This window comes from Fictibacillus macauensis ZFHKF-1 (assembly GCF_000269865.1).
Classification (GTDB): Bacteria; Bacillota; Bacilli; order Bacillales; family Fictibacillaceae; genus Fictibacillus_C; species Fictibacillus_C macauensis.
Window position 1 is genome coordinate 16,780 of sequence record NZ_AKKV01000038.1, and the last position, 23,017, is coordinate 39,796.

Below are 23,017 nucleotides of genomic sequence, written 5' to 3' on the forward strand. Positions count from 1 at the left end.
AACTTTCCCGTTCAGTATATCAAAACGGCGAGACATTATGCAGTGATCCTTTACATAGCCATAAAACGTTCACATTGACTGACTCCATAAATAAAAGAAATAGACAACAAGGAAAAACGTACCGAGTAAGAGAAGTTCAAAAGCGACGCCTCTTTTATTGTGACGGCTCTGTTTCTTGTGCTGTATTCGAGAGGATGCAACGGTAGTCTTTGCCTGTTGCTGTGGCATAACGTGCTTTTTCTTATGCAGCAATGAGAGTAACTCTTGTTTCATCGCTTCCGCCGAAGCATAATTCCCATACAGCCCCTTTTTAATGACAGGAGCATACGGTGCTAATAAAGGACTATGCATAACAGCTTCTTTCAATTGGTCATTCCCCGCTTTTAGCTTCTCAAAACGCTTTGGGTACGCAATATTCACCATTATCATACAACAGGCAAATAAATCATAAGAAGGTTCCGCAACACGCGATCCTAACCCCCAATAGCCGCGATCAAAAAACTCTGTATATTCTTTAATGGATCGACCAATTTGTGTTGTTCCTCCAACATCAAGCCAACGAATGCGATAGGGAGGTCCGACGATTAATACGTTATCTGGCTTTAAATCGCCAAATACCCATCCCGCTTGGTGTAACAATTGCAGATCACTTAATAACTGTAAGAAGAATACCGATAACCATTCTTGCTGATGCTGTTTCATAAAAGAAAACAAAGAAACACCATCCAAATACTCCATCACGTAAAATGGAATAATGGTACCGTCTGCAACATGATCATCGACATCGATTAAAGAAGGCCCAAGCACTGTTCCTTGGACCTTCGCAAAATGTTTTAACACATTTACTTCCGAAATAATAGAGGGTGTTTCAAAGCCTACTTTTAGAGCGACTTTCCCACTCTTATGTTGCGCTAAATAAACAGTCCCTGTCGCACCGGCTCCAAGGACAGAAAGAATGGTATATTCATGATGGTGCCACTTGCCAACGATTCGTTCACCGGCTTGAAACTTAAAATCCTGAGCCTTCGATGTATTCCTCATCACCGGAAATCATTCTCCTTTTCGAAAGCCTGTCCGTAAATTCTGCCAATGCCACTTTTAACGCCGGACCAGTCGGGGTAATTCCACCTGACGACAATTTACTAAAAATACTACTTAAAGTATTTAACCGCGGTGTCCAGTCTATCAGCTGTTCACATTCTTCACGCTTTCCAGGGAACGCGTACAGTGAAAATTGATTAAAGCCCATACGCGCATTTAAGGAAATGGATAAATCAATGAGTGATTCTTGGACGGTTGCCAACTTCTTTTCCATACTGCCCGATGCGTCAACTAATATTAACACTTCTAAATCCATCGTTTCTCCAAGGTCATCTGCCACTTCCATGACCTCACCCCGCTGTTGCGGCGCTAGATCTTCAATTACAGCATCTTTTCCTAAGATTTGTGATAGTTCACTATTAATAACACCTTGAATTGTTTGGGCCATTCCTTTTCGCGTTACCATTTGTACTGTTTGTGAAAGTTGCGACGTATAGACGATTTGACTTACGCCACCGCCAGCCATCGCGATTTCTTCCACTTCCTTTAATCCTTTACGATGATATTCTTCATTCCGCTCTTCTAAAATCCCAATAACATTTACGGTAATGCCATGTTCTTTTGCTAAAGCCGCCATCGCAATGGGATCTTCACCATGATTGGAACACCCATCAGTAATTAATAGTACTTGGCGCAACGTTCCTTTTTTTAAATCCATCGATAACACCTCTCATCCTTCAAAAGTTACTTGGTACCATCCTTGTCATCGATGAGATGAATTATACGACTAACTGCAAAAAAATCATTGTGCTTTTTGCCGCTTAATCGTAATCTTCGGAAAGTGTGGAATGGACGCCCACTTTGGAATGTTACGACGAATACTTGCTACAACAACGGTCATATCATCTTCAATGCAATTCGATCCAGTGCGAATGACTTCTTCCATTAACAAATCGGCAACCGCTTGCGGATCGTCCGTATTCATTTCTTTAATTTTGCGTTTCATCCAAACATTAATATTCTCAACATGCTTAGGACCTTCATACACGCCATCACTCATCATAATGAGTAAATCTCCAGCCTTTAACTGATCACTTACAACGTCAACGTCAAACTCTTCAATAATACCAATTGGTAAATTCGATGCTTCAATCGCACGCACTTGATCTCCGCGTTTCACAAAGCTTGGTGACGATCCGATTTTTAAAAACTTTAACGAGGCATCTTGTAAATCAACCATCGCTAAATCAAGCGTTGAGAAAATCTCATCTGTCGTTCGTAAGGAAAGGACCGAGTTAACCGACTTAATAGCCACTTCCTCATCAATGCCTGATTTTAATATTTTTTGTAGCAACTCTAACGTTTCATTACTTTCCTTCGAAGCACGCTCCCCGTTTCCCATGCCATCAGAAATAGCGATCGCATACTTTCCACCGCCAAGCTCAATGGTAGAATACGAGTCACCCGATACGAAGGCCCCGCCTTTAGCCGCACTAGCAATCCCAATATCTATTACAAATTCCCGAGCCGAGCCAAATACTACATGACAGAAGCCATTTTGGTAAAAGCCGCATTCTTCCTTTTTTACAATGATCGTCTCACCAAGAATGTCCGATAGAAGCGGCGCGATAATTTTTTCAGCCTCACCGCTGCCTTGGCAATTAGGAATGCTTAATTCTATATCTACATTGGATGTGTCAAGATTATAAATATCAATATGTCCGACCTCTATGCCAGCCCGTGCAATTGCGTCTTTTACTTGCTCTTCCTGTACTTGGTGGTTAGCATGCTCTTTTTGAATTTCCTTTGCAAAATTCCCCATCACTTGCGATACACCTAGCAGTTGGTTAGCAACAAGTTTGCGGCTTTCTTGTACTTGCTGCTTTAATTTTTGACTAGCATGATAATGAGAGAGTTCCTTACGAATTGCTTCACTAATTTTATCGGGTTTTACACAATGTTTTTCCCATTCAACCTTTAGCTTGCGATTTTTTATTTCTTGAAACTGTTCTTGCTCAGTCATAATGTCTGTCATTAATTCATACGTTTTAGTAAAATGGACAGCCCAACACTGTTCTTTTTTAAAGCAATTTTGGCACGTCTTTTCTGTTACATTGCTTAAAAAGAAATCGAGCTCTCGACTTTCTCGCTCTTCTTCCTCTACTCCGTACGCGTCAAAAGAATGAGAAAGCGCTTGGAACATCGTCGAAAATTGTTCGACACGCGAAGCGGTTACATCACGAATTTTCTTTACATATTGTTGTTGTTCATTGGAATGTTCACGCGAACCCGGTACATAGCGGGCAATGTTGGCAACGACAGATTTAGGGGTAATAAAAAACAACGCAATGGCAATAGTCGTTTCAATAAGCGTTTGTGTAATTGTTCCACTTCCTCCATACATACCAATTAACATCGTACCGAGCAACAACCCGATGCTAACGCCAATTCGCCTTCCCTCTTTTAATAGTCCACCAAGCAAACCAGAAAACGCCAAAAGGCTCATTTGCGGTAAACTTCCCACGTTGGAAAGGCTTAAAATCAATCCAGTTACAACGCCGACAGTGGATCCAATAGCTGCTCCACCTGCAAAGGCAAATAACATAACTAAATAACGCGATACGATATGTTCAATCGAGTAGCCATACAGTTCCCAGCCAATCGTTCCTGTTAATATAGAAGCAAGCATAATCATAAAACATATAACTTCTTCGTTTTTTAGTGTTTGTGGCGCTTTTTTAAAGTTTAACAGCGGAATGCTTTGCAAGAAGATTAACGTTAAAACAAACGCAAGTCCTGCTTCCACAGCACCTGTTAAATAAGCACTTACTGGTGGTTTCCCTTCTGTAACGACCGTCACAGCCAATCTAGCGGTAAAACTTGCCGCAAAAACCGCAACCGGTACCCATCTTATTCTCTTTTTAGCAAAAAGGTTTACGCCTTTTTGAAACAGTGCATACGAGGCTACGCCAAGCACTATGTAGAAAACATTCATTGGTGTATGTGATAGCGCCCCAGCGATTAACGCTAAGAAGGCAATCCCGATCCGTTCTTTTCGCAAGATGAAGACAGAGGCAATAAGAGGTAACGCAAAGGGAGTAACTTCAGATAAGATCATGGCTCGTCCTAAAAGGAAACCCACTGCAAAGAGCAGCAACCGCCAATTAAGCAGTACCCTCTCTACACGGTGCATCAGTTTCTTACTTGCCCCACGTGATACATTTTGGGTCTTCTCAAGCCATACCATGGCACGCATTGGTTCGATCACATTTTCATCCGCCTTTTGAAACATTCTCCACACCACCCGTTTTTGTTTTGTGTGTCTCATTATAACGGGCATTCTTCACATTTTTTGTCAAACGAACAGAGCTTGTTTCAAAAACTTATCGACGGACAAATACAAAAAACCCTGTATTTTTATATAAAAATACAGGGTTGAGCAATTTTATGTAATGGTGACCCGTACGGGATTCGAACCCGTGTTACCGCCGTGAAAGGGCGGTGTCTTAACCGCTTGACCAACGGGCCAATACATATATGTAATTAGTAGTTAAAATGGTAGCGGCGGAGGGAGTCGAACCCACGACCTCACGGGTATGAACCGTACGCTCTAGCCAGCTGAGCTACACCGCCATATCAACGACACAAGTAGTATATTACAATATAACGAATAGTTTTGTCAACGCATTTTCAAAAAATATAAATAAAATTTCAGAAGAGTGATTTTCTATAAAAAAAGACGCCTCCAAAAGGAGACGTTAATTATTATAAAAGGTTAAAAATGCTTGAGCATTATAATAGCAGTTGCTTAGCCTCTACGAGCACCGCGTCCGCCGCGCTTGGACTCAGTTTGGCGCTTTAACGTTGCCAGACGGTCTTCACTATCTTTGAGAAATTTACTCATTTTATCTTCGAAAGTAAGAGCTCCACTAAAGCCGTTACCGCCTCCACGTGGTGCACCTTTACGCGGCTTGTTAAAGCCACCTTTAGATTGTCCGAATCCACTCTTAGGTGGTCCGTAACTATTTCTTACAGGCGCTGGTTGATCCTTTGCCTTTTTAATAGATAAGCCGATTTTGCCGTCTTTTTCAATATTCATGACTTTAACTTCGACTTCATCGCCGACCTTTAAATGATCATTGATATCCTTGACGTAATTGTCTGCAACTTCACTAATGTGTACAAGTCCGGTCGTGCCTCCTGGCAGCTCTACAAACGCACCAAAATGAGTAATCCCTGTAACCTTACCTTGCAACTTGCTGCCTACTTCAATTGACATGAAGAAAATGCTCCTCCTTAGGTATTCTTAAGTTTACTTTATTATACATATGAAAATTCAAGGCTGTCAATGCGAGGAACTATTCTCATCAATAAAGACTGTTTCATCTTTACTTGTCATGAAAAATTTCTTCCTAGCTAGGTCCTTAATATAATCAATGTTATTCAAGTTATGCACGTCTTGCTTGAGTTGTGACTGTTGTTTCTTGAGGGTAGCTACCTTTTTTTTCAATTGTAGCTCTTCGCGTTCTTTTTGATCAATTGCCGTTTGTTGTGAATGCAAATGAGAAATCAGCAGTCCACAGAGACACGCAAAAATCACAAAGAACACTGCAAGGCGACGAAATAATCCCCGTCTACGCTTGTCTTTAAGCTGTTGCTGGAGATGATGTTCCTTTACGTAGCCCGTATCTAGTTCTGCTATTTTTTTTTGTTCATACTGGACCATGCTCAACCTCCCTATTTCTCCTCTTTTCGAAACCATTTTTTGACTGTATTCTTCAGAGAAATAAGAATCCCTGCAAATGCAAGCCATTTACTTTTTAAAGTATACCATGTTTGCTTTGGAATGAAACGCAAAAGCGGACTTAATAACCATTTCATCGGAAGGAGAACAAGTTTCAATACCGTTAAAATGATCTTCCATACTGCGCGTAGAATCCAAAGAACTATGATTGAAATGGTGACAACGACCCATTTAACAGGTGTAACAATAAGTCCATAGAAAAGACGAACGAAAAAACGATACAGTCGCATAACCACCCGTATAATACCCTCTAATGCAACTTTATAAACATTTTGTAGCAAGGCTTTATAACAACTAAATCCACATAATAAAGCAATAAAAACATAAAAGCGAAGTTCGGCATGATTTACAGATAATAATACGAAAAAAACGATGAATGCTTGGAGCAACCAAAATAATAGGTCATTAAGAAAATGTAGCCAGTACCACTTTCGTCGTTCACGAAGAAAGCGGCTATACGTATCCATAGCCATTCCAACCCATATTCCTGAAGCTGCCATTGCTAACATCGTTTGAAACTGTACAGATAACGTCATTTGAACAGCTTGCCAAAAAATCCTTTAGATTTTTCACCACTCTGCTGATCCAAATAAACAAGATCAAAAACTTTTCCTTCAATGGAAACCACGCCGGATTCAACATTTAAATTTTTCATTTTAAGATTGGTGCCACGAATCGCTAAAAAACCCATTGTCGTTTCTAAAAGAAATTCTTCATTATCAAAACTTTCTACTTGCTTAACGCCAGTGATTTCTAATTTTTTTCTACCAATCATCTTCACATCATGATTTTGATCTGGAAGGTTAACACTGTTTTTGTTCATCGGGCCGGAGCCGGAATTGTAGTAAGATTCCATGAGATATCCCCCTCTTTTGCTTTATGTGTATGAAAAGGGGGACAACGTTAGAACTAAGGAGTCGTCCTATGCTCGTTCGTTTCCATAAAAAAAAGAGCCTATGAATAGACTCTTACTCAGATGGTTGAAGTGATTCTTCTTGGATGATGGTGTACATGAGTGCTGCGTCCTCTTTTTTGGTGGATTCTTTAAGCGCGTCTACGCGTGCAGTCACAAGCTTTTGCCCAAAACGAATGGACAGTTCATCGCCCACTTTTACCGTTGTGGATGACTTTGCTTGCTTACCGTTTACGGAAATGCGTCCTTGATCCGAAATTTCTTTCGCTACCGTCCTTCTTTTAATAAGACGGGAGACTTTAAGAAACTTATCTAATCGCATCTTACTTTACAGCTTCCTTTAACTTGTTACCTGGGCGGAACGCAGGAACAGTAGAGGCTGGAATGTTAATTTCTTCGCCAGTTTGCGGGTTACGACCCGTGCGGCTTGAGCGCTCACGCGTTTCAAACGTGCCAAAACCTACGAATTGAACCTTCTGTCCTTCTTTTAAAGCACCTGTAATCTCATCCACAAGACCATTTACAACCGTTTCAACATCTTTTTTTGTTAAGCCTGATTTCTCAGAAATATTGGTGACCAGTTCATTTTTGTTCATAATCATTAAAACCTCCTTGGCATTCATTCAAATCATTCGGAATGACTCCCGAAATCATAAGGGTTTAACCCGGTTATCGAAAATTATTCTCTAAGGAAAAACAAAATCCTTCCTAATTCTACAAATTTTCTTTTGCTTTGTTCCACAAAGCATCCATTTCTTCTAATGTTGCCTCTTGTGGTGTTTTCCCGCATGCCAACAATGCTTGCTCAATGTACGTAAAGCGCTTTTGAAACGTCTGATTCGTTGATGTTAACGCTTCTTCGACATCAATACCATAATAGCGTCCTAAATTAACAATTGTAAAAACGATGTCGCCAAATTCTTTTAATCGCTCGTCTTCCGATTCTGCTTGGTTCCATTCGTCAAATTCTTCACGAAGCTTGGCAATAATCGGTTCTGGCTCTGTCCAATCAAAGCCTACCTTTGCCGCTTTCGCCTGCAGCTGTTGTGCTCTCGACAAAGCTGGCAGTCCTTTTGTTATGCCATCCAATGCAGAGCTAGAAGGTCGCTCCCCATGCTCCTCAGCTTTGATCGCATCCCAATTCTTTACCACGTCCTCTGCTGTTTGAACCGAGACATCAGCGAACACGTGTGGATGACGACGAATCATTTTGGAAGCAAGGGCCGCAATCACATCATCAATGGAGAAATAGCCTTCTTCTTCACCAATTTGCGCATGTAATAATACTTGTAGCAATACATCCCCAAGCTCTTCTGCCAAATGATCATCGTCCGCTTCATCAATGGCTTCAAGCACTTCATAAGCTTCTTCAAGCAAATACTTCTTAAGCGATTGATGGGTTTGTTTACGATCCCATGGGCACCCCTCAGGACTGCGCAGAACGGCAATAACTTCACGCAAATGGTCAAAATCACGATATTGAGCCTCACGTGAGGTGACAGGCGGCACATATACCGCTGTTAAATTATTTAACTGCAAAGCATGATCCAACTCATACAGCTTTACCCACGTAATGGATTCAGCACGACTTCCTGCCGCTGTCACGACAGCTACTTCATGATCGTCTTTATATTTTTCCATGAGCGTTAATTTTACTTCAGAAGCAATAAATGCATCGTATACTTGGACAATGATGGCATGTTGACGAATGACAATATTTTCTCGCTTTAAGTTCGTTCCGTCAAGAATTTGACAGCCATCAATCGGATCTATTTTTAACGCCGTATACATTTCATCTAGAAAGCTTTTACCACCTGCGACCGTAACAGTAATTCCCTTTTCTTCACACTGGTGCAACAACAGTTGCACCGTCTGCTCAGCAACTAACGGATGACCAGGAACGGCATATAGAATATCGTTTGAAGCGGCTTGATCAAATAAAAATGCAGCAATCTCTTCATAGACTGCTTGAAAATCATCATGCTTTTCATACACTTCATCAAAAGCAGTAAACGTTACGCCTTCTTGCTCTAACTCTTGAACGGCCGGATGATCCATCGTGCGCACATACACATGCTTCGCTTCTTTTACCATGCGATAGATCCCGAGCGTCATTTCATCAAGTCCTGCCGCTCCAAGCCCTACAATCGTAATGCTTTGTCCCATTCTAATTCCTTCTTTCTTTTAAACGTTTATAAAGTGACGTTATTTTCATAAGCTTTTCCCGCTTGATCATCTCTTCTAGCTTCACGACGCGCAGCAACACGACTCCCACTCCAAAAACGACTGCACCAGCGACCGCTGAAGTAATAGATACAACCACGGCTGACAAGCGATGCTGCATAGATACCATTGTATAAAGTTCTTCTTTGACTGCAAATGTAGCCAAGGCCATCACCCCTGCAACGAATGCCATGCGCATGCCATGAAATGTTCCATACGTCATAAACGCCGTTTTGCGTTGTAATACAAGGATATTGATTGCTGCCGCCACTGCAGCTCCACATACAGTAGCGATAGCTGCGCCCGTTGCATGCAGAGCGGGCATCAATAAGAGGTTACCCGCTATCTTTACGGCAACGGCACCGAGTAAACCGAGAACAGGCCATAGCGAATAGCGTAACCCCTGCAACAATCCGGTCGATGTAATAAATAAAGAGAAAAAGAGAATGGCTATGCCCATAATTGCTAAATCCACAGAACCTTCTGTTGTTTGAAACAACATGACATTAACGGGCTTAATAATAACAGCGAGCCCGACGCCTGCAGCAAGCCCCACCATAAATACAAGCTGAAGTGACTTTGTACAAATCTCTCTCATTCGAGAACGATCGCCTTGTTGTTTGGCTATCGTAATAGCCGGCACAGTAGCGAGTGATAAGGAAGTCGCAACAACGGTACCTAGCTGCAATAACGGTTGGGCGCGATCAAAAACCCCCTTAGCACGTTGCACATCAGCTAGTGAAAACCCTTCTCTTTGCAGGAGGTTACCAAATGTAAAAACATCACTTAATTGAAAGATAATCATAATCATTGAACTTGCCGTCAATAGTAAACCGGCCGTTAAGAGCTGCCAGCCAACCTTTAATGAAGGCCTCATAAAGACAAGCTTCGTCTTCCTAACACTTCGTCTTTGCAAAAGATAAAATCCAAGCAATACGATGGATACTACGGAGCCTACGGTTGAACCAAATGTCGCAGCGGCACCTGTGCTGTATACGTCCGCTCCATGAGCGACAAAGTAATAGGAAAGCCCGATTATGCAAGCGACACGAACAGCTTGTTCAGCAATTTGTGAGTAGGCTGTTTGCATCATGCTCTCTTCTCCCTGAAAAAAACCTCGTAAGACAGCAACAACAGGAACGGTTAAGTACAAATAAGCCGTAGCTTGAATCGGTAAAAATAATTGTTCGTCGCCCATCAATCGTGCAATAGCTCGTGCGCTTGTGAACAAAACAATAAAACAAACCAATCCGACAGTAAAAAACGTAGATGCAGCACTGGAGATTACGCGCGCCCGCTTTACCGCATCCGCCCCCCCTTCTGCCAACAGCCGCGAAAGTACAACAGGGAAACCAGAAACAGCAAAAGCAACCGCGATTCCATAAAACGGGTACACTTGTTGAAATACATAAAACCCTTCATTGCCGGTAATATTTTGATAAGGTATTCGATATAGTACACTTAAAATTTTCACAATAAACATGGCAACAGCAAGGAAGAATGCGCCTTGCCACACCCGCTTGGACTGAGTATTCATAGTCGCCCCCATGAAAGAATAAAACAAACGTATTATAGCATAAAAAGGGATTGTAAAGCCTGAATGCCTGCTAGCAAACCTTCCTCGCCATAAAAAAGAGAAGGAGCCAGAATTGGCTTCCTTCTTCTTAATTTTCCATTTGGCGAGCAAGAAATCCAGCAGCAGTTTCTGCAAGCTTTTGTTCTAGCTCTGAAATTTTTTGTCCTTCTTTTGCGAGCATGGCGACTGCACCAATCGGATCTCCACTAGCAATGATCGGAGCAATGACATAAGCTGCACTTTCTTTCATGCCGTCTACTACTTCAATTTCACTGGCAGTAGCGTTTAATTGCGGCTTACGATCATTCATCGCAGATTCAATCATCGTACCAACACTTTTGTTTAAGTACTCTTTCTTTGATCCACCTGCTACTGCTATAAATGTATCGCGATCTGCAATTAAAATGGTATGACCAGAACTATCGGCTAATGATTCTGCATATTCCTTTGCGAAATCACCTAATTCATTAATCGGCGAATACTTCTTTAAAATAACCTCGCCATCACGATCGACGAAAATTTCTAACGGATCTCCTTCGCGGATGCGGAGGGTACGTCGAATTTCTTTTGGAATAACGACCCGCCCTAAATCGTCAATGCGGCGAACAATACCAGTTGCTTTCATGTTTTAATGCCCTCGCTTTCAAATGATGTAATCACTGGATGTACTACATAAATGAAACCTTCATATGAAGAATGTTCCATTCCCTGCAATTATTATTTGTTACCTCGCGAGTTCTATTCATGAAATTTACCAGCATGTTATTTCCAAAATTTTACGCCTTTGCATCGACCTTTGCTTTTTTAACGCTTCGGAATTTCTTTAAGACTTTTTCCATCGACGTTAGGAGCTCTTTATCAGAAACGCGTTTCTTGTTGAAGACTACTTTTAGCTGCTCATTTTCTACACCAAGATTAATAAAGCGGCCAATCTTATTTACAACATCGAACAGTTTCGCACCATCTATTTTGTCTGTTGCCTCTTTTGTAAGAAGCATGGTCACGATATCGCCTTTTTGATCGATGCGATCTACATGCTCACGCTTTGCTAATTCTTTAATGCGCGCTATGAGAAGGAGACATTCCACTTCCACAGGATAGTCACCAAATCGATCGATTAGGCTATCGTGAAGCTCATCAACATCTTTAAGTGAGCTAACGGCTTTAAATTGCTTGTACATATCGATTTTTTGTTTGCTATCTTCTATATAAGTGGAAGGAATATAGGCATCTACCTCAATATTCATTTCAATAATAACCGCGGCTTTCTTAGGTGCGTCGCCTTTACGTTCTTCAATCGCTTCTTGAAGCATTTGAGAATATAAATCAAACCCAACAGAATCAATAAAGCCATGTTGCTGTGCACCGAGCAAGTTACCCGCACCACGAATCGTTAAATCACGCATAGCAATCTTAAAGCCTGAACCTAATTCTGTAAATTCTTTAATGGCTTGAAGACGCTTTTCCGCAACTTCTGTTAGCACTTTATCACGCTGATACGTGAAGTATGCATAGGCTACACGATTCGATCGCCCTACACGACCACGCAGCTGATACAGCTGGGAAAGCCCCATCTTATCCGCATCATAAACAATCAATGTATTGACGTTAGGAATATCTACACCTGTCTCAATAATGGTCGTTGAAACGAGTACATCTGTATTGCCTTCTAAGAAATCAAGCATGACGCCTTCTAGTTCATTTTCAGACATTTGACCGTGAGCGGCTGCCACTTTTACATCAGGAATCAGTGAGGCAATTTGCTCCGCCATCCGTTCGATCGATTCAACGCGATTATACAAGAAGTATACTTGCCCACCACGGCCTAGCTCCCGCTCAATTGCCTCACGGACGAGCGAGGCTCCGTATTCTACAACATATGTTTGCACTGGAAAACGATTTTCAGGCGGTGTTTCAATAACCGATAAATCACGCACACCAAGCATTGACATATGCAACGTTCGTGGAATCGGTGTTGCCGTTAGCGTCAACACGTCAACATTTGATTTTAGGCGCTTAATTTTTTCCTTATGTGAAACTCCAAACCGTTGTTCCTCATCAATAATTAATAAGCCTAAGTCATGATACTCCACGTCTTTTGAAAGCAAACGATGTGTTCCAATTGCAATATCGACTGTACCTTTCTTTAAGCCTTTTAGCACTTCATTTTGCTCTTTACGCGAGCGGAAACGGCTTAATGAGCCGATTGTAATAGGAAAATCAGCAAAGCGTTCACGGAACGTTTCATAATGCTGCTGTGCAAGAATAGTAGTTGGCACAAGAAATGCGACTTGCTTGCCATCCATAATGGCTTTAAAGGCCGCACGAATAGCTACCTCTGTCTTTCCATACCCAACGTCACCACACAACAAGCGATCCATCGGACGTGATCGTTCCATGTCTTTTTTAATCTCATCAATCGCACGTAGTTGATCTTCCGTTTCTTGATAAGGAAAAGAAGACTCAAACTCTTGTTGTTCGGCACCATCCTTATTAAAGCCGTAACCAACGCTTGCCTCTCGTTCAGCGTAAAGCTTAATTAAATCATCGGCAATATCTTGAACAGATGATTGAACTTTGCTTTTTACTTTCTTCCAATCATTTCCGCCAAGCGCGTAAATTTTCGGTTCTTTCGCCTCTGAACCAACAAATTTTTGCACTTGATCGATTTGTTCAACCGGCACATACAACTTATCATTACCGGCATATACAATGTGTAAATAATCTTTATGAACACCTTTAATTTCAAGCGTTTCAATTCCTAAATATTTACCGATTCCATGATTGACATGAACAACATAGTCGCCTACTTTCAGCTCAGAATAGCTTTTGATCCGCTCCGCATTGGACATTTTTTGCGAACGAATAGGACGTCTTGCTTTTTTCGTAAAGACTTCTTCTTCTGTAATGACTGCAAGCTTAAGCTTTGGTGATTCAAATCCACCAGATAAGTCGCCAATTAAAATTTGGTTCACTTTAGGTTGCAGCTCCGTATCCTTCGCAATCACACTAGCTTCCATATCGTAATCTGCTAATACGCGCTCCAAACGCTTCGCTCGTTCTTCATTCACAGCAAGAAAAACAACCGTATAGCCGGTTTTCTTCCATCGCTCAATCTCTCCTTTTAATACTTGGAGTTGGCCATGAAAATTTTGCATTGCTTTACTTTCCACATTAATAATGTTCTGTGGATTGGTATGGGGAACATGACGTAAGAACAACGATAAATACACACGCTGAAGCTCTGTTTGCACAAGAACGTCGCGCTCTTGTGACAGACGCACATCTGTTAAAATTTCTCCCTGCTCTAAAAGCGAGGTATGCCATTCAGCTTCTTCCTTTTCTAACTGAACAGCCATCTCTTGAACACGTCCAACCTCATCCATAATGATGATGCTATCTTGTGGTACATAATCAAGCAGACTTGATGTAGATTCATAAAACATAGAAATGTACTTATACATTCCTTGAAAGCGTTGCTTTTCTTTTAATTGTTCAATTTCATACGTAATCTTTTGAGCTAATGTCTCTTTGACAGAAGCATCATTTATTTTTTTCAACGTAGCTGCTAAGCCTTCTTCCATTCTTCCAACGGCTTCTGCATACTGTTCGTCGTACAAAATAATCTCTTGGGCCGGTCCAATGACAACCGCCTCTACTTTACGATCAGAGCGTTGTGTGTCCGCTTCAAAATAACGAATAGAGTCAATTTCTGTATCAAATAATTCAATTCGAATGGGCATCTGTTCCGTTAGCGGATAAATATCGAGGATCCCACCACGCATGCTAAATTCTCCTGGTGCACTTACCATGCTCACACGTTCATATCCCATTGCAATTAACTGTTGAAAAATGGTGTCAACCTCAATTTCTTCTCCAGTTCGAAACACAAGCTGACTTTTTTTCCACAGTTCTTTCGGTGGTAAGAACCGGCGTGTTCCAGCGATTGGCGCAATAATAATTCCCTTCCCACCATGAGCTAGAAAATTTAGAACTTCCAAGCGCTGTGCTTTCAATTCTGGACTAGCAATCGCAATTTCCGAGGAAATCAAATCATTCACTGGATATAAATAAACAGATTCTACAGGTAGCAGCGTACTGAGATCTTCATATAATTTCTGCGCTTGATAAAGGTTATGAGTAATGACGAGCTGTGCTCGATTAGAGCTTTCATATAACGAGGCAATGAGCAGCGTTCTTGCAGAGCCTGATAAGCCCGCAACAAGCTGCTCCTTTAACTGTTCTTGAAGTCCCGTTAAGATGCCCTGAACATCTTCGCCATTTTTGTAATAGTGTTTCAGTCCTAGCATGTAAACCTCCCCCCTGATGAAATACAGCCAATGTATTTCTCAGTACTATGTTGTATATGCGAACGCACCGCGATTCTTGACCGTTTTTTCCCACAGACATGGGTACGTTTTTAAAATTTAGCAACCTTTCAATCTATAGAATACATAGAAAAAGGCCTTGGTTATCTTCACCAAAGCAACTTTCTATTGAATCCATCGATCAAGTTCGTAGTAGTCCGGGTTTTGAGTAAGTGCTTCATGACAATCCTCGCATATAATTTTGACATGGACATTGCCGACTTCATCATAAGCTAACATTTCATTTCGTTCTTCCACAGTTAACTGATGAAATCCTAATTGCTCACTCGTCACATCAAGCTCATGTAAACTTCCCATATGTTGACCACAATGACGACATTGATAATGAATAGACATGGAATAGGCCTCCTCCGCTTCGGACAATCTTCTACTTTCATTATGAACGAAACGAGGTGGTTCTATTCGACTTAGCCATTAAAAGCATTCATAACGCGATTAAACGGCATTTCTAAAAATGCCTCACATGCATCAGCTGATTTAGTCACTAAGGACGCTACAGCCTCTTCTTCTGCTTTTGCAAATGTGCTTAACACAAAGTCTGGAACGGGTTGACGATTCGTTGGACGACCGATTCCAAAGCGCACACGATTAAATGTATCTGTCCCTAAATGCTGAATTAAAGATTTCATGCCATTATGACCGCCGGCACTTCCTTTTTGACGAAGTCGCAGTTTTCCACAAGGCATATCAAGGTCATCATAAATAACCGCTAAATCTTCGACGTCCAATTTAAAGTAATCCATAAACGGTCTAACACTTTCGCCCGATAGGTTCATATACGTTAATGGTTTTAGTAAGTATACTTTTTCACCATTTACCATTCCTGATCCATACAAGCCATTAAACTTCGCTTGATTTAATTCAATCCCAAATCGTTTAGATAATTCATCAATAACGAAAAATCCTACATTGTGACGGGTTTTTTCAAATTGTTTCCCTGGGTTACCTAACCCCACAAACCATCTCACCATGTAATCCTCACTCTCTATATATACTTAAAAACGCAGGATGCTCCCACCCCGCCTGTCTGTTCTTCCTTATAAAAACTTGCCTATCTTAAGTATACACTAAATTCTCGAAAATCTTTAAGCGCAAGCGTTTTTGAACATGAAAAACTTACGAAAAAAAGGTGTAGCTCGTAGGCCACACCTTTCTTTCTTTATTTATTATTCTTTTGCTTCGCCAATCACTTCAGGTTCTGAATCATTTCCTTCGTCCGCTTCCTCTTCAGAAGAAAGTTCAGTAGGAGGCGTTACAGTAAGAATAACTTCCTCACCGTCACTGATTAGTTCATACGCGCTATTTTTTGATAAGTCATTAACAAGGAATGAGTCGCCTACACCTAGTTTTTCAATTGAAACATCAATATGTTCTGGCAAATCATTTGGTTTTGCTTTTACAGTAACCGTATGAAGAACACGTGTTAATACGCCGCCTTCTTTAACACCTGGCGAGTCGCCTACGATGTTAACTGGAATCTCTGCTTCTACTTCTTTTTTCAAATCAACGACGAGAAAGTCAACATGTCTCACTTCGTTTTTCAAGCGATCGTGCTGTACTTCTTGAACCATAACCGGAATCGTTTTTCCTTCTGTATTTAAGGAGATTACGCCGTTTAAACCATTTTCTCGAAGTACTTTAATAAATTCGACTTCTTCAACAGAGATAGGTTGAGCTTCTATACCATTGCCATACACAACTGCTGGTACATTTCCCTCTGTTCTAACTTGAGTAATATACGAACGTTTCTCCGTTTGACGTTTATTGGCTTTAAGTTGCGTTGCCATAATGCTCTCACCCTTCCTAAAATAAGTCTCCTAAAAAATGTACCCTTTTTTTCTTAATCTTAAACACACAAAGAAAAAAGCCTCAAAGAACGTTGCCGTTTCTTTTGAGGCTTTTTGTGAGTTTATTAATCAAATAATTTAGAAACAGATAATTGCTCGTGTACGCGAATAATCGCTTCTCCTAGCAACGGTGCTACAGAAAGCTGAGTCACCTTATCTGTGCGTTTTTCTTCAGGCAATACAATCGTATTCGTAACAACAAGCTCTTTAATATGCGAGTTCTGAATACGTTCCATCGCCGGTCCTGAAAGAACAGGGTGCGTACAGCATGCATACACTTCTTTTGCGCCATTTTCGACAAGCGCATTTGCAGCAAGTGTAATGGTTCCTGCTGTATCAATAATATCGTCAATCAAAATGGCTGTTTTGCCTTCAATGTTACCAACGATGTTCATTACTTCCGCTACGTTCGGACGCGGACGACGTTTATCGATAATTGCAATCGGTGCTTTCAGACGATCCGCCATTTTACGCGCACGTGTTACACCACCATGATCTGGTGATACAACAACAATGTCGTCTAATTTTTTATTTTCAAAGTAATTGGCCAAAATAGGCACCCCAAGAAGCTGATCGACTGGGATATCAAAGAAACCTTGAATTTGAGTTGCGTGCAAGTCAATCGTAATAACACGTGTTGCACCGGCTGTCTCAAGAAGGTTTGCTACTAGTTTTGCAGTGATTGGTTCACGTGCGCGTGCTTTTCGATCTTGTCGCGCATATCCGTAGTATGGAATGACCACATTGATAGTTTTTGCAGAAGCGCGCTTTAACGCATCAATCATAATGAGAAGCTCCATTAAATGCTGATTTACAGGATTGCTTGTCGATTGAATGATGTAAACTTCGCTACCGCGAATACTTTCCTCAATATTAATTTGGATTTCGCCATCACTAAAATGAGTAACCGAGCTCTTTCCAAGATCAATTCCGATATGCTTTGCAATTTCTTCAGCTAATTCAATATTTGAATTTAACGTAAATACCTTCAATGTAGAGTCAACATAACTAGTAGCCATTAACACCTATTCCTTCCGTTTTTTAACTGCTTATTTTTAAATAAAGTACTTATGCTTTTATTTCTTGCCTTTAAGCTTGGAAACATAATCTTCTTTAACCATCTGACGACTTCTAGCAATAGCTAGGGCTTCACCTGGCACATCTTTAGAGATGGTTGAGCCAGCTGCCACATAGGCATTTTCGCCGATTGTTACCGGGGCAATTAAGTTAGAGTTACATCCAATAAAGGCTCCATCCTTCACTTTCGTAACAAACTTATTCGTACCATCATAATTAACGGTAATAGAGCCACAACCAAGATTAACGTCCTTACCAATCTCAGCATCTCCAATGTAGCTTAAATGAGAAGCTTTACTGCCCTTCGCCATGACTGACTTCTTCACTTCAACAAAGTTACCAATCTTCACATCATCTTCAATGGAGGAAGCAGGGCGAATATGAGCAAACGGTCCAACAGATACATCGTTCCCAATTTCGCTATCATTCACTACAGATTGCTTAATTGTATTTCCGTTTCCAATCGTACTATCTTTAATTTCGCTATTCGGCCCAATTATATTGTTTTCTCCAATTACAGAAGCACCGGTTATAATTGTTCCTGGATATAGAATGGTGTCTTGACCGATCACAGCATCACAAGAAATATACGTTTGTTGTGGATCAATAAGAGTCACGCCATTTCTCATATGCTGCTCATTAATTCGTTGTTTCATAATTTGCTCTGCTTGCGAAAGCGCTACGCGATCGTTTACCCCTAGTGTCTCGTCGAAAGAAGCGGTTTGATAGGCAGCGACAACTTCACCTTGTTTTTTCAATATTTCCGCCACATCAGGTAAGTAGTACTCCCCTTGGACGTTATCGTTACTAACAGAAGCTAACGCCGTAAATAATGCTTGATTATCAAAGCAATACGTTCCAGTATTAATTTCTTGTACAAGACGCTCTTCTTCCGATGCATCTTTATGCTCAACGATGCGAGCAACTGTACCGTCTGCTTGGCGGATAATACGACCATAGCCAGCAGGATTTTCGGCATGAGCAGTTAGAATCGTTACTTTTGCTCCTGCCTTCTGATGCTCTGCAAGCAATTTTTCCATCGTTTCCGCTGTCATAAGTGGTGTATCACCACAAACAACGAGTGTCGTTCCTTCTTCATTGGCAAGAAGTTGCTTCGCTTGGCTAACTGCATGCGCTGTACCAAGTTGTTCTTCTTGCAATACATATTCTGAGGAACTTCCTAACTGTTCCTTTACTAAATCGGCTCCGTGACCAACAACTGTTACTATTTTGTTTGTATGTAGCTTTGTAATCTGATCCACTACATGCTGTACCATCGGTTTGCCGCATACAGGATGTAGGACTTTATATAAGCTGGATTTCATTCTTGTTCCTTGACCTGCAGCTAACACTACTGCATAGCGATTACTCATAATGACCTCCATTTTTTTAACTAAAAACACTCTAATATTCCATTAAAAAATATACTCTATAATGCTTGTCATTTCAAGCAGTGTGAAGGATTTGTCAAGGTATTGTTAATTTTAGGAATATATAATGTATATCTTTGCTTGAAAATTTCTAATCCTTGTCATAACTTCCGTTTCAACCCTCTACGACTAGCTACCTATTTATGTAAGAGAACAAGCAAAAAAGAACCCCCGAAGGAGTTCTTGTGTTTTTTTTTAGGATGCTCCTGCTTCTTCAAAAGCAGCTTCCATTTCACCCATCCTATGATATTCCGTCAGTACAGCATTTTGAATCTTTTCGCGAGTGCCTGACGTAATCGGATGAGCGATATCTCTAAACTCTCCATCTGGCGTTCTTTTACTAGGCATTGCCACGAACATACCATTATTGCCATCGATCACACGAATATCATGAATCACAAATTCATGATCAATCGTAATCGAAGCAATCGCTTTCATTCGACCGTCTGTTGTAACTCGTCGTAATCTTACGTCTGTTACTTCCATTACAAACACCACCTTTTTCCATAAATAAGAACGTATTACAAGATTTCTTCATTTTCTCTTAAATTCCTTCTGATAAAATAAAAAATTTTTAAAAAATTACAGCAATATCCATGGTTGCTTTTTCCTAAATATCTCTTGTAAAGCATGAAATGAAGAAAGAGGAATCTCACGCACAGCGGAGATTCCTCCTTCTTCATGAAAATCGTATACTAGCTGGCTCTTTTTCTGAACAAAAAAAGACCCCTAAGACGTTTTCCGTCTAAAGAGTCTTCCGCTTTCTTAAGGTGTAACGAGGGCAATGACTTCTATTTCGATGTCAACATCTTTCGGTAACCTTGCCACCTCAACACACGAGCGCGCTGGCTTATGTTCACCAAAATATTCTCCATACACTTCATTGATCTTCACAAAATCATCCATGTTTTTTATAAAGACCGTTGTTTTTACTACAGAATCAAAAGAAGCTTGAGCAGCTGTTAATACAGCTTGCACATTTTTCATTACTTGATGTGTTTGATCAACAATATCACCCGTAACGAGCGTACCTTCTGCTGTTAGCGGAATTTGTCCTGAGCTATAGAACATGTTATTTACAATCATTCCTTGCGAATACGGACCAATTGCCGCAGGTGCTCCCTTTGTATGTACGGATTTCATTCATCAACTCTCCCTTTTTTGAAAGTAGTTTCCTTGTTCCACTTCAATTCGTTTCTCTTTCTCATTCACGCCTGCTAAGCGAGTAAGTGAAACATAATCATTGACGAGTCGTTCTGCTCCGTCTTCTGATTCAACGAGTACACCGATCCCTGCAACGTGTGCTTGAAATTCTTGAATGAGACTAATCATGCCGCGAATAGTCCCACCTGCTTTCATAAAGTCATCGATAATGAGAACGTTCGCATCCTTCTTAATACTTCGTCTTGCAAGTGCCATCGTCTGAATGCGTTTGGAAGAGCCTGATACGTAATTAATACTCACGGTAGACCCTTCTGTCACTCGACTGTTAGAGCGGACAATTACAACCGGAACGTTAAGCTGTGTAGCCACAGCATAAGCTAACGGAATACCTTTCGTTGCTACCGTCATGACGGTGTCAATTTTCAAATGTGAGAACACAGACGAAAACAATCGACCTACTTGATTGACGAGGGTAGGGTTTCCAATCATATCCGTTAAATATAAATATCCGCCGGGCAAAAGCCGTTCAGGATCTTCTAGAAGGTCAATGAGCTCTTCAATGGTTTCTTCTGCTTCTTCTTTTGAAACGGAAGGAATGTATTTTACACCGCCAGCGGCTCCCGCTACCGTTACGAGCGAGCCAATTCCCTGGTATTCAAAGTTTTCTTTAATAATGCCTAAATCTTCACTAATTGATGACTTAGCAGACTGATACCGTTCAACAAAATAAGATAAAGGAATCAATTGATGAGGATGATTCAACAAATATGTTGTTAGGTCGACCATTCTTCCACTTCGTTTAAGTTTCATCCTGTTCCTCCAAAACCGAATATTATATGGTTAATATACCATTTTCATACGGTTTTTATCAATAAGGAAAGTACTTAGTTCTCCTCTTGCTCCTCACCTAACAATCGAACGGCAAATACTTCATGACAAAAACCTCGCAACCCATTGTACGCTCGATTCGCTCTTGTTTCATGCTGAAATAAACCGAATACAGTAGGTCCACTACCACTCATGAGCACACCATCTGCACCAAGACGTAGCATTAATTCTTTTAAATGCTTCACTTCTGGATGAAGTGCAAGCGTCACCGATTCTAGAACGTTGCCGAGTTTGTTGCAAATTGTCTTATAGCTTCCATCTTCAATCGCATCCACCATACCATCGAGATCAGGATGCACAACTGTATTCATGTTCACTCTTCGATATACTTCTGCCGTGGAAACCCCAATTGGTGGTTTCGCTAATAATACCCAGCATGGTGGTGGCGCCGTAATATGTTGTATCTTTTCACCACGTCCACTAGCAATGGCTGTTCCGCCATACACACAAAACGATACGTCAGAGCCAATCTTAGCGCCAAGCTCCGCCAATTCATCAAGCGAAAGACCTAGCTTCCAAATGTGGTTCAGTCCTTTTAATGTTGCAGCTGCATCGCTACTGCCCCCGGCAAGGCCGGCAGCAACCGGGATATGCTTGTCAATATGAATGGCCACGCCTTTTTTAATATGAAACGTCTCTTTTAACAGCATCGCTGCCTGATAAGCCAAATTACGATGATCAAGTGGCACAAATCCGCCTGTTGATTCAATTGTAATTTTGTCTTCTTGAAGCAAGGTCATCTCAACACGATCGGCGAGATCAACAGTGGTCATAATCATTTTCACTTCATGGTATCCATCTGCCCGTTTCCCTAAAACATCGAGAGATAAGTTAATTTTCGCAGGTGCTTTAATGGATATCTTCGTTTCATTCATAAAAGATTCCCCTAAAATTTTTTGATAAGTTGATACTATCATAAATTACGCATCCACTCTAGATTTACTATCGTACACAAAAGCCAGAGCAGTCACTCATGTGTTCTATGCGTGTGCTCTGGCTTTTTTTATTTTAAGTTTTGCTTAGCGATTTCTACCGCACGCTTCACCATATTGCCTGCATCATTGGCGCTAATACTGCCCCAACCCTCTTGTTGTACCGTATCGTAAAAGCCTAAATCTTTAGCGAGTGTTGTCTTTAAAGATTCTGACATCATTCCACGCTTTTTGCCCACTTTCGTTCACTCCTTTTCTTCCTAGTATTTTACGAAGGGCCGTTCTCTATGTATGTCTTACTTTTGGATTAGAAATAAAAAAAACGCCCAGTTGTTGGGCGCATATGTCGGTGCAAGCAAAAAAAAAGCAGTAAGACCTCTTACTGCCCGCTAACCACCTGGGATTCTTCTATGAAAGTTAATTCAACGGTTTCTGTTAATACGTCAGCGTAGCTGTAAGAAACACGTTCAAAAGCGTTGGTGTCCTGATCCAGTTTAATAATAAATACGGCAGGGTAGGTTTCTTCTAAAGTTCCCATACGCTCGATCGTCTTACGACGGCCGCCGTTTGCTCTAAGAGAAAGTCTCTTACCCACGTTAGACTCTAAAATTTGTCTAATGTCCACAATCGTTTTACCCATATCGGCTCCACCTCACTTAGACAAATTGTAACATAAATCGCTACTTTTTGTCAAATTAAAACCTAAAATTATAGCAATTTTAAATTACTTATGT

General features: G+C 40.9%; 24 protein-coding genes and 2 tRNA genes. All 26 read right to left on the reverse strand.

The genetic code is table 11. The features are described from left to right. Window positions 1–69 precede the first annotated feature (69 nt). The 26 genes from A374_RS16610 to veg all read right to left on the reverse strand — a co-directional run bounded on the left by A374_RS16610 (window position 70) and on the right by veg (window position 22,923). A complete protein-coding gene (locus A374_RS16610; protein WP_007203401.1) occupies window positions 70–1,041 on the reverse strand; it encodes a protein kinase domain-containing protein in 972 nt (323 codons plus the stop codon). Further along, the gene (locus A374_RS16615; RefSeq protein WP_007203402.1) at window positions 1,010–1,759 is read right to left on the reverse strand and encodes a vWA domain-containing protein; all 750 of its coding nucleotides are present in this window, start codon (window positions 1,757–1,759) and stop codon (window positions 1,010–1,012) included. The genes A374_RS16610 and A374_RS16615 overlap by 32 nt, the downstream gene beginning before the upstream one ends. A gap of 84 nt (window positions 1,760–1,843) precedes the next feature. Continuing rightward, window positions 1,844–4,333: a stage II sporulation protein E gene (gene spoIIE / locus A374_RS16620; protein ID WP_007203403.1), complete on the reverse strand. Its 2,490-nt coding sequence runs from the start codon at window positions 4,331–4,333 to the stop codon at window positions 1,844–1,846. A 161-nt stretch (window positions 4,334–4,494) separates the two neighbouring features. Next, window positions 4,495–4,569: transfer RNA gene (locus tag A374_RS16625), tRNA-Glu, on the reverse strand. Window positions 4,570–4,597: 28 nt separating this feature from the next. After that, window positions 4,598–4,674, reverse strand: a tRNA-Met gene (locus tag A374_RS16630). Between the two features lie 175 nt (window positions 4,675–4,849). Then, entirely contained in the window at window positions 4,850–5,320 is a 471-nt protein-coding gene (locus tag A374_RS16635) for a S1 domain-containing RNA-binding protein (RefSeq protein WP_007203404.1), read from the reverse strand. A 66-nt stretch (window positions 5,321–5,386) separates the two neighbouring features. After that, complete coding sequence (locus A374_RS16640; RefSeq protein WP_007203405.1) at window positions 5,387–5,767, reverse strand: FtsB family cell division protein; 381 nt, start codon at window positions 5,765–5,767, stop codon at window positions 5,387–5,389. Between the two features lie 11 nt (window positions 5,768–5,778). Beyond that, window positions 5,779–6,381, reverse strand: a complete 603-nt coding sequence (gene yabQ, locus A374_RS16645; protein WP_007203406.1) for a spore cortex biosynthesis protein YabQ — start codon at window positions 6,379–6,381, stop codon at window positions 5,779–5,781. Then, the gene (gene yabP, locus A374_RS16650) at window positions 6,378–6,701 is read right to left on the reverse strand and encodes a sporulation protein YabP (protein WP_007203407.1); all 324 of its coding nucleotides are present in this window, start codon (window positions 6,699–6,701) and stop codon (window positions 6,378–6,380) included. Before yabP ends, yabQ begins: the two co-directional genes overlap by 4 nt. Before the next feature lie 112 nt (window positions 6,702–6,813). Next, complete coding sequence (locus A374_RS16655) at window positions 6,814–7,080, reverse strand: RNA-binding S4 domain-containing protein (RefSeq protein WP_007203408.1); 267 nt, start codon at window positions 7,078–7,080, stop codon at window positions 6,814–6,816. A gap of 1 nt (window position 7,081) precedes the next feature. Beyond that, a complete protein-coding gene (locus tag A374_RS16660) occupies window positions 7,082–7,354 on the reverse strand; it encodes an HU family DNA-binding protein (RefSeq protein WP_007203409.1) in 273 nt (90 codons plus the stop codon). Window positions 7,355–7,472: 118 nt separating this feature from the next. Further along, window positions 7,473–8,924: a bifunctional methyltransferase/pyrophosphohydrolase YabN gene (yabN, locus tag A374_RS16665; protein WP_007203410.1), complete on the reverse strand. Its 1,452-nt coding sequence runs from the start codon at window positions 8,922–8,924 to the stop codon at window positions 7,473–7,475. Between the two features lies 1 nt (window position 8,925). After that, window positions 8,926–10,518 carry a putative polysaccharide biosynthesis protein gene (locus A374_RS16670; RefSeq protein WP_007203411.1) on the reverse strand — a complete coding sequence of 531 codons (1,593 nt, stop codon included), beginning with the start codon at window positions 10,516–10,518 and terminating at the stop codon, window positions 8,926–8,928. Between the two features lie 127 nt (window positions 10,519–10,645). Further along, window positions 10,646–11,182, reverse strand: coding sequence for a stage V sporulation protein T (gene spoVT / locus A374_RS16675; RefSeq protein WP_007203412.1), 537 nt, complete (start codon window positions 11,180–11,182; stop codon window positions 10,646–10,648). Between the two features lie 151 nt (window positions 11,183–11,333). Then, a complete protein-coding gene (mfd, locus tag A374_RS16680) occupies window positions 11,334–14,867 on the reverse strand; it encodes a transcription-repair coupling factor (protein WP_007203413.1) in 3,534 nt (1,177 codons plus the stop codon). Window positions 14,868–15,050: 183 nt separating this feature from the next. Further along, window positions 15,051–15,281: an anti-sigma-F factor Fin gene (fin, locus tag A374_RS16685; protein WP_007203414.1), complete on the reverse strand. Its 231-nt coding sequence runs from the start codon at window positions 15,279–15,281 to the stop codon at window positions 15,051–15,053. A gap of 71 nt (window positions 15,282–15,352) precedes the next feature. Continuing rightward, window positions 15,353–15,916, reverse strand: coding sequence for an aminoacyl-tRNA hydrolase (gene pth / locus A374_RS16690; RefSeq protein WP_040340696.1), 564 nt, complete (start codon window positions 15,914–15,916; stop codon window positions 15,353–15,355). 195 nt (window positions 15,917–16,111) lie between these two features. Next, window positions 16,112–16,732, reverse strand: coding sequence for a 50S ribosomal protein L25/general stress protein Ctc (locus A374_RS16695; protein WP_007203416.1), 621 nt, complete (start codon window positions 16,730–16,732; stop codon window positions 16,112–16,114). A 125-nt stretch (window positions 16,733–16,857) separates the two neighbouring features. Beyond that, complete coding sequence (locus A374_RS16700) at window positions 16,858–17,811, reverse strand: ribose-phosphate diphosphokinase (RefSeq protein WP_007203417.1); 954 nt, start codon at window positions 17,809–17,811, stop codon at window positions 16,858–16,860. A gap of 57 nt (window positions 17,812–17,868) precedes the next feature. Then, on the reverse strand, window positions 17,869–19,242 hold the full coding sequence (gene glmU / locus A374_RS16705; RefSeq protein WP_007203418.1) for a bifunctional UDP-N-acetylglucosamine diphosphorylase/glucosamine-1-phosphate N-acetyltransferase GlmU: 1,374 nt from the start codon (window positions 19,240–19,242) through the stop codon (window positions 17,869–17,871). A gap of 252 nt (window positions 19,243–19,494) precedes the next feature. Beyond that, window positions 19,495–19,785: a septation regulator SpoVG gene (gene spoVG / locus A374_RS16710; RefSeq protein WP_007203419.1), complete on the reverse strand. Its 291-nt coding sequence runs from the start codon at window positions 19,783–19,785 to the stop codon at window positions 19,495–19,497. 279 nt (window positions 19,786–20,064) lie between these two features. Then, window positions 20,065–20,442 carry a RidA family protein gene (locus tag A374_RS16715; RefSeq protein ID WP_007203420.1) on the reverse strand — a complete coding sequence of 126 codons (378 nt, stop codon included), beginning with the start codon at window positions 20,440–20,442 and terminating at the stop codon, window positions 20,065–20,067. 3 nt (window positions 20,443–20,445) lie between these two features. Continuing rightward, a complete protein-coding gene (purR, locus tag A374_RS16720; RefSeq protein WP_007203421.1) occupies window positions 20,446–21,273 on the reverse strand; it encodes a pur operon repressor in 828 nt (275 codons plus the stop codon). 74 nt (window positions 21,274–21,347) lie between these two features. Continuing rightward, window positions 21,348–22,226 carry a 4-(cytidine 5'-diphospho)-2-C-methyl-D-erythritol kinase gene (ispE, locus tag A374_RS16725; protein WP_007203422.1) on the reverse strand — a complete coding sequence of 293 codons (879 nt, stop codon included), beginning with the start codon at window positions 22,224–22,226 and terminating at the stop codon, window positions 21,348–21,350. Between the two features lie 128 nt (window positions 22,227–22,354). Then, the gene (locus tag A374_RS16730; protein ID WP_420794953.1) at window positions 22,355–22,504 is read right to left on the reverse strand and encodes a protein sspF; all 150 of its coding nucleotides are present in this window, start codon (window positions 22,502–22,504) and stop codon (window positions 22,355–22,357) included. Between the two features lie 158 nt (window positions 22,505–22,662). Continuing rightward, window positions 22,663–22,923: a biofilm formation stimulator Veg gene (gene veg, locus A374_RS16735; protein WP_007203424.1), complete on the reverse strand. Its 261-nt coding sequence runs from the start codon at window positions 22,921–22,923 to the stop codon at window positions 22,663–22,665. Window positions 22,924–23,017 lie beyond the last annotated feature (94 nt).

What these genes read in the sequence shown, in the direction of transcription:
- A374_RS16610 (WP_007203401.1), bottom strand. Translation starts at nt 1,041, where the DNA reads ATGAGGAATACATCGAAGGCTCAGGATTTTAAGTTTCAAGCCGGTGAA.
- A374_RS16615 (WP_007203402.1), bottom strand. Translation starts at nt 1,759, where the DNA reads ATGGATTTAAAAAAAGGAACGTTGCGCCAAGTACTATTAATTACTGAT.
- spoIIE (WP_007203403.1), bottom strand. Translation starts at nt 4,333, where the DNA reads ATGTTTCAAAAGGCGGATGAAAATGTGATCGAACCAATGCGTGCCATG.
- A374_RS16635 (WP_007203404.1), bottom strand. Translation starts at nt 5,320, where the DNA reads ATGTCAATTGAAGTAGGCAGCAAGTTGCAAGGTAAGGTTACAGGGATT.
- A374_RS16640 (WP_007203405.1), bottom strand. Translation starts at nt 5,767, where the DNA reads ATGGTCCAGTATGAACAAAAAAAAATAGCAGAACTAGATACGGGCTAC.
- yabQ (WP_007203406.1), bottom strand. Translation starts at nt 6,381, where the DNA reads ATGACGTTATCTGTACAGTTTCAAACGATGTTAGCAATGGCAGCTTCA.
- yabP (WP_007203407.1), bottom strand. Translation starts at nt 6,701, where the DNA reads ATGGAATCTTACTACAATTCCGGCTCCGGCCCGATGAACAAAAACAGT.
- A374_RS16655 (WP_007203408.1), bottom strand. Translation starts at nt 7,080, where the DNA reads ATGCGATTAGATAAGTTTCTTAAAGTCTCCCGTCTTATTAAAAGAAGG.
- A374_RS16660 (WP_007203409.1), bottom strand. Translation starts at nt 7,354, where the DNA reads ATGAACAAAAATGAACTGGTCACCAATATTTCTGAGAAATCAGGCTTA.
- yabN (WP_007203410.1), bottom strand. Translation starts at nt 8,924, where the DNA reads ATGGGACAAAGCATTACGATTGTAGGGCTTGGAGCGGCAGGACTTGAT.
- A374_RS16670 (WP_007203411.1), bottom strand. Translation starts at nt 10,518, where the DNA reads ATGAATACTCAGTCCAAGCGGGTGTGGCAAGGCGCATTCTTCCTTGCT.
- spoVT (WP_007203412.1), bottom strand. Translation starts at nt 11,182, where the DNA reads ATGAAAGCAACTGGTATTGTTCGCCGCATTGACGATTTAGGGCGGGTC.
- mfd (WP_007203413.1), bottom strand. Translation starts at nt 14,867, where the DNA reads ATGCTAGGACTGAAACACTATTACAAAAATGGCGAAGATGTTCAGGGC.
- fin (WP_007203414.1), bottom strand. Translation starts at nt 15,281, where the DNA reads ATGTCTATTCATTATCAATGTCGTCATTGTGGTCAACATATGGGAAGT.
- pth (WP_040340696.1), bottom strand. Translation starts at nt 15,916, where the DNA reads ATGGTGAGATGGTTTGTGGGGTTAGGTAACCCAGGGAAACAATTTGAA.
- A374_RS16695 (WP_007203416.1), bottom strand. Translation starts at nt 16,732, where the DNA reads ATGGCAACGCAACTTAAAGCCAATAAACGTCAAACGGAGAAACGTTCG.
- A374_RS16700 (WP_007203417.1), bottom strand. Translation starts at nt 17,811, where the DNA reads ATGGCTACTAGTTATGTTGACTCTACATTGAAGGTATTTACGTTAAAT.
- glmU (WP_007203418.1), bottom strand. Translation starts at nt 19,242, where the DNA reads ATGAGTAATCGCTATGCAGTAGTGTTAGCTGCAGGTCAAGGAACAAGA.
- spoVG (WP_007203419.1), bottom strand. Translation starts at nt 19,785, where the DNA reads ATGGAAGTAACAGACGTAAGATTACGACGAGTTACAACAGACGGTCGA.
- A374_RS16715 (WP_007203420.1), bottom strand. Translation starts at nt 20,442, where the DNA reads ATGAAATCCGTACATACAAAGGGAGCACCTGCGGCAATTGGTCCGTAT.
- purR (WP_007203421.1), bottom strand. Translation starts at nt 21,273, where the DNA reads ATGAAACTTAAACGAAGTGGAAGAATGGTCGACCTAACAACATATTTG.
- ispE (WP_007203422.1), bottom strand. Translation starts at nt 22,226, where the DNA reads ATGAATGAAACGAAGATATCCATTAAAGCACCTGCGAAAATTAACTTA.
- A374_RS16730 (WP_420794953.1), bottom strand. Translation starts at nt 22,504, where the DNA reads ATGATGTCAGAATCTTTAAAGACAACACTCGCTAAAGATTTAGGCTTT.
- veg (WP_007203424.1), bottom strand. Translation starts at nt 22,923, where the DNA reads ATGGGTAAAACGATTGTGGACATTAGACAAATTTTAGAGTCTAACGTG.